The sequence below is a fragment of the Pseudocitrobacter cyperus genome (genome assembly GCF_039889165.1).
GTDB classification, from domain to species: Bacteria; Pseudomonadota; Gammaproteobacteria; order Enterobacterales; family Enterobacteriaceae; genus Pseudocitrobacter; species Pseudocitrobacter cyperus.
Window position 1 is genome coordinate 894,750 of sequence record NZ_JAYMYY010000001.1, and the last position, 13,897, is coordinate 908,646.

General features: G+C 52.9%; 14 protein-coding genes. 10 read left to right on the forward strand and 4 right to left on the reverse strand.

The features are described 5' to 3' along the window. Window positions 1-19 precede the first annotated feature (19 nt). The 6 genes from VSR74_RS04385 to VSR74_RS04410 all read left to right on the forward strand — a co-directional run bounded on the left by VSR74_RS04385 (window position 20) and on the right by VSR74_RS04410 (window position 4,052). Window positions 20-580 (forward strand): lipoprotein, encoded by a 561-nt coding sequence (locus tag VSR74_RS04385; protein ID WP_347793578.1) that lies wholly within the window; start codon window positions 20-22, stop codon window positions 578-580. 149 nt (window positions 581-729) lie between these two features. Continuing rightward, window positions 730-1,776 carry a dihydroorotase gene (gene pyrC / locus VSR74_RS04390; protein WP_347793579.1) on the forward strand — a complete coding sequence of 349 codons (1,047 nt, stop codon included), beginning with the start codon at window positions 730-732 and terminating at the stop codon, window positions 1,774-1,776. A gap of 71 nt (window positions 1,777-1,847) precedes the next feature. After that, window positions 1,848-2,093, forward strand: coding sequence for a DNA damage-inducible protein I (gene dinI / locus VSR74_RS04395; RefSeq protein WP_347793580.1), 246 nt, complete (start codon window positions 1,848-1,850; stop codon window positions 2,091-2,093). A 273-nt stretch (window positions 2,094-2,366) separates the two neighbouring features. After that, the gene (gene bssS, locus VSR74_RS04400) at window positions 2,367-2,621 is read left to right on the forward strand and encodes a biofilm formation regulator BssS (protein WP_015964888.1); all 255 of its coding nucleotides are present in this window, start codon (window positions 2,367-2,369) and stop codon (window positions 2,619-2,621) included. 152 nt (window positions 2,622-2,773) lie between these two features. Further along, the gene (gene solA / locus VSR74_RS04405; protein ID WP_347793581.1) at window positions 2,774-3,889 is read left to right on the forward strand and encodes an N-methyl-L-tryptophan oxidase; all 1,116 of its coding nucleotides are present in this window, start codon (window positions 2,774-2,776) and stop codon (window positions 3,887-3,889) included. Between the two features lie 49 nt (window positions 3,890-3,938). Next, window positions 3,939-4,052 carry a DUF2770 family protein gene (locus VSR74_RS04410; protein ID WP_347793582.1) on the forward strand — a complete coding sequence of 38 codons (114 nt, stop codon included), beginning with the start codon at window positions 3,939-3,941 and terminating at the stop codon, window positions 4,050-4,052. Here VSR74_RS04410 and trhO read toward each other — a convergent pair whose 3' ends face one another. Further along, window positions 4,053-5,102, reverse strand: coding sequence for an oxygen-dependent tRNA uridine(34) hydroxylase TrhO (gene trhO / locus VSR74_RS04415; protein ID WP_347793583.1), 1,050 nt, complete (start codon window positions 5,100-5,102; stop codon window positions 4,053-4,055). It lies immediately after the preceding gene. A 222-nt stretch (window positions 5,103-5,324) separates the two neighbouring features. Between trhO and VSR74_RS04420 the strand changes: the two genes are divergently transcribed. The 3 genes from VSR74_RS04420 to VSR74_RS04430 all read left to right on the forward strand — a co-directional run bounded on the left by VSR74_RS04420 (window position 5,325) and on the right by VSR74_RS04430 (window position 8,099). Beyond that, window positions 5,325-6,245 (forward strand): Kdo(2)-lipid IV(A) acyltransferase, encoded by a 921-nt coding sequence (locus VSR74_RS04420; RefSeq protein ID WP_347793584.1) that lies wholly within the window; start codon window positions 5,325-5,327, stop codon window positions 6,243-6,245. Window positions 6,246-6,365: 120 nt separating this feature from the next. Beyond that, a complete protein-coding gene (gene mdtG, locus VSR74_RS04425) occupies window positions 6,366-7,592 on the forward strand; it encodes a multidrug efflux MFS transporter MdtG (RefSeq protein ID WP_347793585.1) in 1,227 nt (408 codons plus the stop codon). Window positions 7,593-7,724: 132 nt separating this feature from the next. Continuing rightward, entirely contained in the window at window positions 7,725-8,099 is a 375-nt protein-coding gene (locus tag VSR74_RS04430; RefSeq protein WP_347793586.1) for a MysB family protein, read from the forward strand. Here the strand turns inward: VSR74_RS04430 and VSR74_RS04435 are convergent, their stop codons facing one another. From VSR74_RS04435 to mdoG, 3 genes are all read right to left on the reverse strand, one after another. Continuing rightward, window positions 8,100-8,327, reverse strand: a complete 228-nt coding sequence (locus VSR74_RS04435) for a YceK/YidQ family lipoprotein (RefSeq protein WP_347793587.1) — start codon at window positions 8,325-8,327, stop codon at window positions 8,100-8,102. 64 nt (window positions 8,328-8,391) lie between these two features. Beyond that, the gene (gene mdoH, locus VSR74_RS04440; RefSeq protein WP_347793588.1) at window positions 8,392-10,920 is read right to left on the reverse strand and encodes a glucans biosynthesis glucosyltransferase MdoH; all 2,529 of its coding nucleotides are present in this window, start codon (window positions 10,918-10,920) and stop codon (window positions 8,392-8,394) included. Next, window positions 10,913-12,466 carry a glucans biosynthesis protein MdoG gene (gene mdoG / locus VSR74_RS04445; protein ID WP_347793589.1) on the reverse strand — a complete coding sequence of 518 codons (1,554 nt, stop codon included), beginning with the start codon at window positions 12,464-12,466 and terminating at the stop codon, window positions 10,913-10,915. The genes mdoH and mdoG overlap by 8 nt, the downstream gene beginning before the upstream one ends. A 252-nt stretch (window positions 12,467-12,718) precedes the next feature. Here mdoG and mdoC point away from each other — a divergent pair, with 252 nt between their 5' ends. Continuing rightward, on the forward strand, window positions 12,719-13,870 hold the full coding sequence (gene mdoC, locus VSR74_RS04450) for a glucans biosynthesis protein MdoC (protein ID WP_347793590.1): 1,152 nt from the start codon (window positions 12,719-12,721) through the stop codon (window positions 13,868-13,870). Window positions 13,871-13,897: the final 27 nt, after the last annotated feature.

Consider the following 13,897-nt stretch of genomic DNA (forward strand, 5'->3'; position numbering starts at 1 on the left):
CATCATATTGAGGAAATTCATGAAGAAATTTTTTGTCATTGCCGCACTGATTGTTGGCGGCCTGGTTGCGGGTTGTAATCAACTGACACAATACACTGTAAGTGAACAGGAAATTAATCAGGCGCTGCAGAAGCACAATAATTTCTCGAAAGATATCGGCCTGCCGGGTGTCGCGGATGCGCATATTGTGCTGACGAATCTCACCAGCGCTATCGGGCGGGAAGAGCCCAATAAAGTGACCCTCACAGGCGATGCGAAACTGGACTTAAACTCACTGTTTGGCAGCCAGAAAGCGACGATTGACCTGAAGTTGAAGGCCTTGCCGGTATTCAACAAAGAGAAAGGCGCGATCTTCTTGCAGGAGATGGAAGTGGTCGATGCGAAAGTCACGCCGGAAAAGATGCAGTCGGTCGTGCAGACGCTGGTGCCTTATCTGAATCAGTCTCTGCGCAACTACTTTAATCAGCAGCCGGCTTACGTGCTGAAAGAAGATGCCAGTAAAGGCGAAGCGCTGGCAAAAAAATATGCTAAAGGCATCGAAGTGAAGCCAGGACAAATTATTATCCCGTTCACCGACTAACGCTTTATTCTGTAAAAGACGCCCGACTGTCGTTAACAGCGGGCGTCTTTTTTTGCAGAAAGAAGTGCAAAGGAAAACGTTTACGTTTATCCTTAGTGCCCGGCAAAAACAGCCCTAATGACTGATTTCCCACCAGGCCGGAGCACACCATGACCGCATTACCACAAGTTCTGAAAATTCGCCGTCCAGACGACTGGCACATCCATCTCCGCGATGGAGAGATGCTAAAAACCGTCGTGCCTTATACCAGCGAGATCTATGGCCGTGCGATCATTATGCCGAATCTGGTACCGCCTATCACCACCGTAGATGCCGCCGTTGCCTACCGCCAGCGCATCATGGATGCCGTTCCTGCGGGCCATGATTTTACCCCACTGATGACCTGCTATCTGACCGATTCCCTTGATCCGAATGAAGTGGAGCGTGGATTTCAGGAAGGCGTATTTACGGCAGCGAAGCTCTATCCGGCGAACGCCACCACCAACTCCAGCCATGGCGTAACCAGCATTGATGCCATTATGCCGGTGCTGGAGCGGATGGAAAAATTGGGTATGCCATTACTGGTACATGGCGAAGTGACTCATGCGGATATCGATATTTTTGACCGCGAAGCGCGCTTTATCGAAACGGTGATGGAGCCACTGCGCCAGCGCCTTCCGGGGCTAAAAGTGGTGTTTGAACACATCACTACCAAAGATGCCGCTGACTATGTGCGCGACGGTAATGAACGGCTGGCAGCCACGATTACGCCGCAGCATCTGATGTTTAACCGCAATCATATGCTGGTCGGCGGCGTGCGTCCGCATCTCTACTGCCTGCCGATCCTCAAGCGCAACATCCACCAGCAGGCCCTGCGTGAACTGGTTGCCAGCGGCTTTGAGCGCGCGTTTCTCGGTACAGACTCCGCGCCGCATGCCCGTCATCGCAAAGAGGCGAGCTGCGGCTGCGCAGGTTGCTTCAACGCGCCAACCGCGCTCGGCAGCTACGCGACCGTATTTGAAGAGATGAATGCCCTGCAGCACTTCGAAGCCTTCTGTTCCCTTAATGGGCCGCGTTTCTACGGCTTGCCAGTCAATGAATCAACAGTTGAACTGGTTCGCGAAGAGAGCCAGGTCGTGGAGAGTATCGCGTTAGCGGATGATACGCTGATCCCGTTCCTTGCGGGTGAAACGGTGCGCTGGACGGTCAAAAAATAAATCGCACGCTCCCTGTTGTAAGTTTCTTGCTTTAACTGTATAAATATACAGTACACATACAGGGGGCAACCATGCGCATTGAAGTGACTATTGCTAAAACCACTACCCTCCCCGCTGGCGCGCTTGACGCACTGGCGGGTGAACTCTCCAGACGCATTAACGATCAGTTTCCGGATAGCGACGGCACGGTTTCGGTACGCTACGCATCGGCAAATAACCTTTCGGTTATCGGCGGCATCAAAGAAGATAAAGACCGGATCAGCGAAATTCTCCAGGAGACCTGGGAAAGCGCGGATGACTGGTTTATAACCGACTAATTTGCTCCCTCATTGTGTTCTTTGCCGGGTCGCCCCGGCTTTTTTATTTTTACGACCCGCTTATTTTTTCACCCCATTCTGATTCCATTAATAAAAACATCACTATAATGGTGATTTATTGCGCAACAAAACCTTGAGTTTAGGAATTTGTGTTGCATTTTATTTAAATTCTCGAATATTAAGTAAGTTGTTGGTATACTGAAAAAGCTTCGAAAAAAACCTGCATTGAACCTCGAGAGTTGTTGCCTTTTAACACAGATATAAGGGGTTATGATGGAAAAGAATAATGAAGTCATCCAGACCCATCCCCTCGTTGGATGGGACATCAGCACCGTTGATAGCTACGATGCGCTGATGCTGCGCCTGCACTACCAAGACCCCAATGAATCGAGCAAGAAAGAAGCTGAAATAGGTCAAACGCTTTGGTTGACTACGGATGTCGCTCGTCAATTTATCTCAATATTAGAAGCGGGCATCGCCAAAATTGAATCTGGCGATTACCAGGCGAATGAGTATCGCAGGCATTAATGCCGATACGAATAATTATCATACAGGCACCTTCGGGTGCCTTCTTTATTTTCAGGGTTGTATCCTCTGAGCTTGTTAATTACCCTGCTATACACTTATCTTCACGTAGCCTCTGATTGATGCTGCTTATAAAAACAAATTCAGGAAGCGCTATGCAATACGATCTTATCATTGTCGGCAGTGGCTCCGTCGGGGCAGCGGCCGGATACTACGCCCGCAAGGCGGGTCTTAATGTACTGATGACTGACGCCCACATGCCGCCGCATACTGAAGGCAGTCATCACGGAGATACACGTTTGATTCGCCATGCGTATGGCGAAGGGGAAAAATATGTCCCGCTGGTTCTGCGCGCCCAACAACTGTGGGATGAACTGGCGGCAGCCAGTGGCGAGCCGATATTTGAACGTAGCGGTGTCGTGAATCTTGGCCCGGCAAATTCAGCGTTTCTCGCGACGGTTGCGCTGAGTGCGGAAAAGTTCGGCCTTGAAGTGGAACAACTCGACGCCGCAGGCGTGATGGCGCGCTGGCCAGAGATCCAGGTACCAGCAGACTACCGCGCTATTTTTGAACCCGCCTCCGGTGTACTGAAAAGCGAGCTGGCGATCAAAACCTTGATTGCGATGGCAAAGGACGCTGGCTGCGCGCAACTGTTTAATTGCCCGGTCACCGCCATTGAGCATCACGCAGAAGGCGTCGCGATAGAAACATCCGAAGGCCGCTTCGAGGGCAAAAAGTTGCTGCTCAGCGCCGGGACATGGGTTAAGCAATTTTACCCACAACTGCCGGTACAGCCGGTGCGTAAAGTGTTTGCCTGGTTCCAGGCTGATGGCCGTTACAGCCGCAAAAATAATTTCCCGGCTTTTACCGGTGAATTGCCGAACGGCGATCAGTTCTACGGTTTTCCCGCCGTGGAGAATGAGCTAAAAATCGGCAAGCATAACGGTGGGCAGCTCATCGATACCCCGCAGGGTCGCAAGCCGTTTGGTACGGTTGCCACCGATGGTTCCGAAGCATTCGGTTTCCTGCGCAACATCCTGCCAGGCGTTGGCGGCTGTCTGTATGGCGCAGCCTGCACCTATGACAACACGCCGGATGAAGATTTCATTATTGATACCCTGCCCGGCCAACCGAATACGTTACTGATTGGCGGGTTGAGTGGTCATGGATTCAAGTTTGCCACTGTGCTTGGAGAGATTGCTGTCCGCTTTGCGCAGACGCAGCCTGAATCCTTCGATCTGGCGCCTTTCTCCCTCTCCCGCTTCGACTAAAAAAGAAAGGCGCCGGTTCAGAAAACCGGCGCCTGTTACGAGAACAACTATGCAGCGTTTATATCACTATCTGGTCAACAATTTGCGCGAGCATTTTATGATTTACATCGCGCTTTGCCTGCTGCTGGCCCTGATTGATCTTATCTGGCTCTTTTTCACCTGATCACTGGGGGTCAGGGATACCCAGTTTGGTATTGAGTCGACCCCGAGATTTATTAAAAATTTTATTGCCGTTTTCGCGCCCGGCGCGACGTTTGCGCTGTTCTTCTTCCGGCAATTTATGCTCCTGCTGGCACGTTTCGCTGCAACAGCCTTCATATTTCTCCGCGCAGGCAGGGCACTGAATAAAGAGCAGATGGCAGCCGTCGTTCAGACAGTTAGTGTGGCTATCGCATGGCGTACCACACTGGTGACAGTGGGCAATCACCTCATCTGAAATACGCTCGCCCATACGTTCATCGAAGACGAAGTTTTTACCGATAAAGCGCACCGGCAACCCCTGTTCACGCGCACGACGGGCGTACTCAATAATACCGCCCTCAATATGCCACACCTGCTTAAAACCGTTATGTTTCATCCAGGCGCTGGCTTTTTCACAGCGAATCCCCCCGGTGCAGTACATCACGATTTTCTTATCTTTGTGCTCCTGCATCATTTCGACAGCTTTCGGTAGCTGATCGCGGAAAGTATCCGCGGGGATCTCCATTGCCCGTTCAAAATGGCCCACTTCATATTCATAGTGGTTACGCATATCGATAAATACGGCGTCAGGATCGTCCAGCATGGCGTTCACTTCTGCTGCTTTTAAATAAGCGCCGACGTCGCTGGCATCAAATGACGGGTCATCAATACCGTCAGCCACAATACGGTCACGAACTTTCATCCGCAGTACCCAAAACGATTTGCCATCGTCATCAAGGGCGATATTAAAACGCAGTCCGTCAAGCGCCGGGTCAAAGCCGTACAGCAGTTTTCGCAGCGCGTCGACATTGCTTGCCGGGATGCTGATTTGTGCGTTAATGCCTTCATGCGCCAGATAGATACGGCCAAACACTTTCAGTTCTGAGAGTGCGATATACAGGGCATCACGGGTCGCTTTGGGGTTAACAATGGTGAAATATTTATAAAATGAGATAGTTGTGCGCGGCTCGCTTTCAGCCAGCATCTGCGCCTTCAGAGTCTCATTCGATATGCGGTTATGTAACACTGGCATGGTGCTCTAATCCTGCAACTGGAATGGTAAAAAGAGAAAACGGGCGGATGATATAGCAAACATAGATAATTTACATCCACACATTTTGCGCTACATTTCACTCTCTGGCAAAACACCCATTGAAACATTTGCATGAATTATCGACACTCGTAGCCTGGTCAGTTTGGTTGGCGGGAAAATAATGCGACAATAACGCCGGTGGCACGAGAAAACAGGAAAGACATGACCCAGTTACCCAAATTCACAGCAGCGTTACTACATCCTCGTTACTGGCTAACCTGGCTGGGAATTGGCCTACTTTGGCTGATAGTACAACTGCCCTATCCGGTTATTTTTCGCCTTGGCAACGCCATTGGACGTCTGGCGCTGCGTTTTATGAAACACCGTTCAAAGGTGGCATACCGCAATCTCGAATTATGCTTTCCACAAATGAGTGAGGCCGAGCGCCATCAACATGTGGTGAAAAACTTTGAATCTGTCGGTATGGGTCTGATGGAAACAGGTATGGCCTGGTTCTGGCCCGATCGCCGTATCGGTCGTTGGACGGATGCCAGCGGTCTGGAACATATTGCGGCAATGCAGGAGCAAAAACGCGGTATTTTGCTGATCGGTATCCATTTCCTGACCCTCGAAATGGGCGCACGCATGTTTGGCTTTTTTAACCCCGGCATTGGCGTCTATCGTCCGAATGATAACCCGGTAATCGACCTGCTGCAGACCTGGGGCAGGATGCGCTCCAACAAATCGATGATTGACCGCAAAGATCTTAAAGGGATGATCCGTGCGCTGAAAAACGGCGAAATTGTCTGGTATGCGCCCGATCACGACTATGGGCCGCGGGCCAGCGTCTTTGCGCCGCTGTTTGCTGTGGAACAGGCGGCGACGACCTCAGGTACGTGGATGCTGGCGAGAATGTCAAAGGCCAGCATTGTGCCTTTCGTGCCGCGTCGCAAAGAGGACGGTTCTGGCTACGAACTGATTATTCTGCAACCTGAACTCGACCCGCCGCTTGACGACGCCGAAACGACCGCCGCCTGGATGAACAAAATCGTCGAGAAGTGCATCATGATGGCGCCAGAACAGTATATGTGGCTGCACCGCCGCTTTAAGACCCGTCCCAAAGGTATGCCTTCCCGCTATTAAGCGTTTCCGCAGCCCGCGCGGCTGCGGTATTTCTCCCAACGTTGCAGTAACAATCACACAGGCGCATAATTAGCAGGCTTATCGAATTTTCTGTTACTATCCGCACCCATTTGGAACGCTATGCCCACATCTGATGTTGATGCCCCCATAAACTGGAAACGCAATCTGACCGTCGCCTGGCTTGGCTGCTTTCTGACCGGCGCGGCATTTAGCCTGGTGATGCCTTTTCTTCCGCTCTACGTCGAGCAACTTGGCGTAACCGGCCATAGTGAACTTAACCTGTGGTCCGGGGTAGTCTTCAGCATCACGTTCCTCTTCTCCGCCATCGCCTCGCCGTTCTGGGGCGGGCTTGCTGACCGTAAAGGGCGCAAAATCATGCTGCTGCGTTCCGCACTGGGGATGGCAGTGGTGATGCTATTGATGGGCATGGCGCAAAATATCTGGCAATTTTTGATTCTGCGCGCCCTGCTGGGGGTGCTTGGCGGCTTTGTACCAAATGCCAACGCGTTGATTGCCACTCAGGTTCCGCGCAACAAGAGCGGCTGGGCGCTGGGGACGTTGTCGACGGGCGGCGTGAGCGGCGCGCTTCTTGGCCCGCTGGCCGGGGGGTTACTGGCGGACAGCTACGGTTTAAGGCCGGTTTTCTTTATCACCGCGACGGTGCTGTTTCTCTGTTTTGTGCTGACGCTGTTACTCATTCGCGAAACATTCTCCCCGGTAAACAAAAAAGAGATGCTGCATGCCCGCGAGGTGATCGCCTCGCTGAAAAATCCGAAACTGGTGTTAAGCCTGTTTATCACTACCATGATTATCCAGGTCGCCACCGGGTCGATAGCCCCAATCCTGACGCTTTATGTCCGGGATCTGGCGGGCAATGTGAATAATATTGCCTTCATCAGCGGAATGATTGCTTCCGTGCCCGGTGTCGCCGCTCTGCTTAGCGCGCCGCGGCTGGGTAAACTGGGCGACAGGATTGGCCCGGAGAAAATCCTCATCACCGCGCTGGTTCTCTCGGTGCTGCTGCTGATCCCGATGTCATTCGTGCAAACCCCCCTACAGCTCGGCATTCTGCGTTTTCTGCTCGGCGCGGCCGACGGCGCATTGCTGCCAGCAGTGCAAACACTACTGGTGTATAACGCCAGCAACCAGATTGCCGGACGCGTGTTCAGTTACAATCAGTCGTTCCGCGATATTGGTAACGTCACCGGGCCGCTGATGGGTTCCGCGGTTTCCGCGAGCTACGGTTTCCGTGCCGTATTTTGCATTACCGCCGCCGTGGTACTGTGTAATGCGATTTATACGGGTTTGAGTCTGCGCCGCCGCGCACCCGCTAAAACAGTCGGGTGATTTTCAGTCATTTTTTCTTGCATATTCCAATCTTAAGCTATTCTTTCCCTGAATATACTCTGAATATTACCCGTCGCAGCTAGTCTGAGCCGGGTAATAAGAGAGACCACGTCAAATCGCAGGGAGAATAAGATGACTATGTATGCCACGCTTGAAGAAGCTATTGACGCGGCGCGCGAAGAGTTCCTCGCCGATAACCCCTCAGTTGAAGAGAGCGATGCGGATGTTCAGCAACTGAATATTCAGAAATACGTTTTGCAGGATGGCGATATTATGTGGCAGGCAGAGTTCTTTGCTGACGATGGCGAAGAAGGCGAATGTCTGCCAGTCCTGAGCGGTGAAGCGGCCCAGAGCGTCTTTGACGGCGATTATGACGAGATTGAGTTACGCCAGGAGTGGCTGGAAGAGAACACCCTGCACGAATGGGATGAAGGTGAATTTCAGCTCGAACCCTCACTGGATACGGAAGAGGGCCAGGCTGCGGCGGATGAATGGGATGAGCGTTGATTACTCGTAAGGGCCGTGACTGGCGTCTATAGGTAGCAGCAACGTATCGAAAATCAGGGAAAATGGCAGGTCGATAATGGTTAACCAGCGCCAGGCGGAATCGCGCAGATCCCACTGTACGCCGGGATAATATTGATTACCGTGCCCCTGCCCTGGGATCGTGCGGCTGATAATACTGCCGCATCCGCTTAAGAGTAATGTCATGGCAATGACCAGAACGAATTTCATACCACTCCTGACTGACAGATAAAAAAATACCGGCTATTACGCCGGTATTTTTATTTTATTACGGCTATTTTGCTTTCATCGCCAGCGGATTAAGCGCCAGTTTCTGATACTCATCCACCCAGGACGTGTATTTCTCCGGGGCCGCCCATACGCGATAGTGCAAACGCGCCATCGTTACCGGGTCGCTCAACAGCACCAGACGGCGGTCGCGGTTGAGTTTATCCGGCGTTTCATTCAGCGCCTGCTCAACGTGGCGGTCACGCGCAATTTCCAGGATCTGGCTGGCACGGTGACGCGCCGTCGCCATGGCGGTAGCCAGCGCATTATACGACGGATTAAACACCGCATGCATAAACCCATCGTCCAGAGTGCGATTACGGTTCTGTTGCAGATAGGCATCCGTATCAGCCAGCACTTTCGGCGTGTTGTACTCTTCCGGGATCAGGAACAGCTTCCAGCGTTTAGTACGCAACCCAATTGTCGCTCGGCTTGAAATCACCGACACAAACGGTGACAGGATCAGCGAGAAGACAATCGGCGCCAGCCAGAACAGGAAACGTAAGTCCAGCCATGCCATGCCGACCGCCCACACCAGGCCCAGCAGCAACTGAGAACCGTGGCGCATAAAGGCTTCACCCCACGGCGTGGAGTCATCATCACGCTGCGGCGAGTTCCAGACCACTTCCCAGCCAAGGAAGGCGCTAACCACAAACACGGTGTGGAACAGCATACGCACCGGCGCCAACAGCACTGAGAACAGCACTTCCAGCAGCAGGGAAATCGTCACGCGGATGAAACCGCCATACTCTTTCGGCCCCTTGCACCACACCAGAATAATACTGAGCAGCTTAGGCAGGAACAGCAGCACCATGGTCGACGCAAACAGGGCTATCGCCAGTTCAGGACGCCACTGCGGCCACACCGGGAAGAGCTGACGCGGTTGCAGGAAGTACTGCGGTTCGGTCAGCGCATGCACCACCTGTAACGCCGTCGATAATGCCAGGAACAGGAACCACAGCGGCGCGGAGAGATAAGACATCACGCCGGTCAGGAACACCGCACGGTGAACCGGGTGCATCCCTTTGACCAGGAACAGACGGAAGTTCATCAGGTTACCCTGACACCAGCGGCGGTCACGCTTGAGCTCATCCAGCAGGTTCGGCGGCAACTCTTCATAGGAGCCCGGCAGGTCATAGGCAATCCAGACGCCCCACCCTGCACGACGCATCAGCGCCGCTTCCACGAAGTCGTGCGACAGAATCGACCCGGCGAAGTTACCGTCGCCCGGCAACGGCGCCAGCGCACAGTGCTCGATAAACGGTTTCACGCGGATGATGGCGTTATGCCCCCAGTAGTGGGATTCCCCCAACTGCCAGAAGTGTAACCCGGCGGTAAACAGCGGGCCGTAGACCCGCGTGGCAAACTGCTGACAGCGGGCATACAGCGTATCCATACCGGACGCGCGCGGCGAGGACTGGATGATCCCGGCGTTCGGGTTCGCTTCCATCAGGCGCACGAGATTGGTCAGGCAGTCACCGGACATCACCGAGTCGGCATCCAGCACCACCATGTAGCTGTATTCACTGCCCCAGCGACGGCAGAAGTCATCGATGTTGCCGCTTTTACGCTTCACGCGACGGCGACGACGGCGGTAGAAAATTTGCCCTTCGCCCTGCACTTCCGCAATCAGTTCCATCCACGCTTTCTGCTCAGCGACGCAGATATCCGGGTTGTAACTGTCGCTCAGGATATACACATCAAAGTGCTTCTGCTGACCCGTGGCTTTGACCGACTCCCAGGTTGCGCGCAGACCCGCGAACACGCGATCGACGTCTTCGTTGCAGATGGGCATGATGAGCGCCGTGCGATGCTCCGGGTTGAGAGGTTCATTGCCCGTCGTCGAGGCCGAGATACTGTATTTATCCCGGCCAATCAGCAGTTGCAGGAAGCCCATCAGCGCAGTCCAGAACCCGGCGGAGACCCAACAGAACAGCACAGCGAACAGCACGAGGATGCCACTTTGCAGCAGATACGGCAGTAGCTGCATAAAGGAGACCCACAGATCCTGTCCGACCATATCGGCAGGGTTGATAAACGCCCAACCCTGATATGGCAGAATGGTCTTCATGTACCAGGTGGCGACGACCGTTTGCGCCAGGGTGAGGATCAGCAAAATATAGCGGCGGATAGAGCCCGTTGTACGCCATTTTTGCTCCCGCTCCTGCTCTTCTTTCGTCAGGCGAGAGACATAGCGTGGCGTCACGTCACGGCCGCGCAGGCGATCCCAGAAGCGGCCAATCGGGTTGGTGCGCCATGGGTCTGGGAACATAGAGGAACGTTTCGCTTTCGGCATCGCCTGAAGCTGGGTGCGCCCTTCATCATCTTTGATGAGCTGATCGCCGGCCAGAGAATCTGGCCAGTTTTGCTCAAGCCTCGCTTTAACGGACGCGAGCGGGGTATCGTCATCACGTTCAAACGTTTGATGATCGCTATCCAGCGCTTCGTGCACGGCTCGCAGGCTGGAATCGGGCAGTGCCGATTTTTCCGCCTCCGTGAGCGACAGCGCGTCAATGTACTTCGTTGTCTTATTCATTGGCAGGCAACTGATAGCTCCAGGTTTCACTCAGCGTTTGGTCAGCGTTGACCAGCGCCGCGCGCATTTCAGTGGTTTTCTTCGGATCTTTCACTTTAACACGCAGCATCAAACGCCAGCCTTTGGTGACCGGGTTGTAGCGCACGCTGTTTTCCACGATTTCACCGTTGTCGCCAATGCTGGCTTGTGAGGTTACTGGTGTATCCTGCGGCAGTTTTTTCATGTCCGCACCGGTGAAATCAACCACGAAGGCAAGCGTGCCGTCTGGCTGACGAATCAGGTTGGACTGTTTTACATCACCGGTAGAGCGGCGCGTCTGCATGACATACGCGTTGTCTGGCGCATGCAGTTTATCTTCGTCGCGGCTGAAGGTGATGCTGTATTTGTAGTTCATCTCTTTACCGGCTTCCGGGAGTTGATCCGGTGTCCAGTAAGCGACGATGTTATCGTTGGTTTCATCGTTGGTCGGAATTTCAACCAGTTCGACGGTACCTTTACCCCAATCGCCTTTAGGCGTGATCCATGCGCTTGGGCGCAGGTCATAACGATCGTCGAGATCTTCAAAGCGGGAGAACTGGCGACCACGCTGTAACAGACCAAACCCTTGCGGGTTTTCGGTCGCATAGCTGCTGACGGCCAGATGTTTCGGGTTATTCAGCGGACGCCAGATCCACTCGCCGTTGCCGGCATGAATCGACAGACCGTTAGAGTCGTGCAGTTCAGGGCGATAGTTCGTCACCTGCGACGGCTGGTTTGGCCCGAACAGGAACATGCTGGTTAGCGGCGCGACACCCAGTTTGCCGACTTTGTCGCGCAGATAGATTTTGGTCTGCACATCAACAACGGTGTCACGACCCGGCATGATAACGAAACGGTAAGCACCGGTCGCGCGCGGGGAGTCCAGCAGCGCATAAATCGTCAGACGCTTATCGGCCGCTTTTGGACGCTCGATCCAGTATTCACGAAAACGCGGAAATTCTTCCCCGGACGGCAGCGCCGTATCGATGGCAAGACCACGCGCAGACAAGCCATACACCTGCCCCTGACCCAGGACACGGAAGTAGCTGGCGCCCAGCATGCTAACGATTTCGTCGTTTTTGCCTTTGCTGTTGATAGGATAAAGCACTTTAAAACCGGCAAAGCCAAGGTCTTTTACCGTGTCTTTATCGTGCTGTACATCACCGAAGTTAAAGTAGTCCGGGTTGTATTTAATTTTGCGTACGGACGTAGCGGTAACTTCGTTAATGGTAACCGGCGTGTCGAAGTACATACCCTGATGGTAGAACTCGAGCTTAAATGGGGTCTTAACGTTGCTCCAGTAGGCCTTATCGTGGTTGAACTGAATCTGTTGGTAGTCCGCGTATTTCATCTCGCGGAATACGGAAGGCAGGTTGCTTTTCGGCGCTTCATAGCTCTTCCCGGCCAGTGATTTCGCCTGCTTTGCAACGTCATCAATGCTAAACGCCCATGCAGATGAAGTACACAGGGACAACATTACGGCAGCGCTTATCCAGCGCATTTTCATCATCTGTGGTTTATTGTTCATATAGCTAAGCACTTCCCCCTTTGTGTGCTTAAATCGATCCGATCCATTTTACTGGAAACTCAAGCAATCCGACAACATAATCCCCATATTGTTCAGCGTAGCGGCTCAGGGAATAAGCAACCGTTAACTGCATTTTGCACTTTGCGTGCTTATCCTGGAGACAGGTACCCGGACTTCGTGTAGGGTTGCGTCGAATGTAAACTTTATCGCCGCGTGCGGTAAGACGAATAGTCTGAGAATTTAGCTAACTCTATGAATAATGTACCTCCACAGCGCGAATACTTCCTTGATTCTATCCGCGCATGGCTGATGCTCCTGGGTATCCCTTTTCACATTTCTCTGATTTACTCCAGCCATACCTGGCATGTTAACAGCGTAGACCCCTCCTGGTGGCTGACCCTGTTTAATGATTTTATTCACGCCTTCCGCATGCAGGTATTTTTTGTCATCTCGGGCTATTTCTCCTACATGCTGTTTCTGCGCTATCCACTGAAGAAGTGGTGGAAAGTCCGGGTGGAGCGCGTCGGAATCCCAATGTTAACGGCCATCCCTCTGCTGACGCTGCCGCAATTTCTTATGTTGCAGCACGTAAAAGGTAAGACGGAGAGCTGGCACACGCTCTCGCTCTATGACAAATATAATACGCTGGTATGGGAACTGGTGTCTCATCTGTGGTTTTTATTGGTTCTTGTGGTGTTGACCACACTTGGCATCTGGGCATTTAAGGTTATGCAGCGCCGCCAGACACCTGGCCGCTTAGATAATCTTTCGATGGGTAAACTGACGCTCTGGTTCCTGCTGCTGGGGGTACTTTACGGGGCTCTCAGACGCACACTGTTCATCGTCTATCCCCCTATTCTAAGCGATGGCTTGTTCAACTTTGCGGTAATGCAAACGCTGTTTTACGTGCCCTTCTTCGTGCTGGGCGCGCTGGCGTTTATCCATCCGCGTATTAAGGCCCTGTTTACCTCGCCTTCGTGGCCGTGCGTCATCGCTTCCATTATCGGTTTTATCGCCTATCGCCTGAATCAGCAGTATGGTTCAGGGGATGCGTGGATGTATGAAACTGAATCGGTGATCACAATGGTGCTGGGGCTGTGGATGGTTAACGTGGTGTTCTCGCTCGGTCATCGCCTGCTTAATTTCCAGTCCGCACGCGTGACCTATTTCGTGAATGCATCGTTGTTTATCTATCTGGTGCACCATCCGTTGACCCTGTTTTACGGGGCATGGATCACGCCGAACATCACCTCGAATATTGTCGGCTTTATCACCGGGCTGGTCTTCGTGATTGGCTGTGCGCTGATACTGTATGAGATCCATCTGCGCATTCCGCTGCTGCGTTTCCTCTTCTCAGGAAAACCGCAGCAGAAAGCTGAAAAAGTGCAAACGTCCCGTAGTTAATCGACAAAGAAAAACGCCTGATACGTT

Excerpts from the sequence above, each read along its gene's own strand:
- VSR74_RS04435 (WP_347793587.1), bottom strand. The coding sequence starts at position 8,327 with ATGAAATTCGTTCTGGTCATTGCCATGACATTACTCTTAAGCGGATGC.
- mdtG (WP_347793585.1), top strand. The coding sequence starts at position 6,366 with ATGCCCACATCTGATGTTGATGCCCCCATAAACTGGAAACGCAATCTG.
- mdoC (WP_347793590.1), top strand. The coding sequence starts at position 12,719 with ATGAATAATGTACCTCCACAGCGCGAATACTTCCTTGATTCTATCCGC.
- trhO (WP_347793583.1), bottom strand. The coding sequence starts at position 5,102 with ATGCCAGTGTTACATAACCGCATATCGAATGAGACTCTGAAGGCGCAG.
- solA (WP_347793581.1), top strand. The coding sequence starts at position 2,774 with ATGCAATACGATCTTATCATTGTCGGCAGTGGCTCCGTCGGGGCAGCG.
- mdoG (WP_347793589.1), bottom strand. The coding sequence starts at position 12,466 with ATGAACAATAAACCACAGATGATGAAAATGCGCTGGATAAGCGCTGCC.
- VSR74_RS04385 (WP_347793578.1), top strand. The coding sequence starts at position 20 with ATGAAGAAATTTTTTGTCATTGCCGCACTGATTGTTGGCGGCCTGGTT.
- dinI (WP_347793580.1), top strand. The coding sequence starts at position 1,848 with ATGCGCATTGAAGTGACTATTGCTAAAACCACTACCCTCCCCGCTGGC.
- mdoH (WP_347793588.1), bottom strand. The coding sequence starts at position 10,920 with ATGAATAAGACAACGAAGTACATTGACGCGCTGTCGCTCACGGAGGCG.
- VSR74_RS04430 (WP_347793586.1), top strand. The coding sequence starts at position 7,725 with ATGACTATGTATGCCACGCTTGAAGAAGCTATTGACGCGGCGCGCGAA.
- VSR74_RS04410 (WP_347793582.1), top strand. The coding sequence starts at position 3,939 with ATGCAGCGTTTATATCACTATCTGGTCAACAATTTGCGCGAGCATTTT.
- bssS (WP_015964888.1), top strand. The coding sequence starts at position 2,367 with ATGGAAAAGAATAATGAAGTCATCCAGACCCATCCCCTCGTTGGATGG.
- VSR74_RS04420 (WP_347793584.1), top strand. The coding sequence starts at position 5,325 with ATGACCCAGTTACCCAAATTCACAGCAGCGTTACTACATCCTCGTTAC.
- pyrC (WP_347793579.1), top strand. The coding sequence starts at position 730 with ATGACCGCATTACCACAAGTTCTGAAAATTCGCCGTCCAGACGACTGG.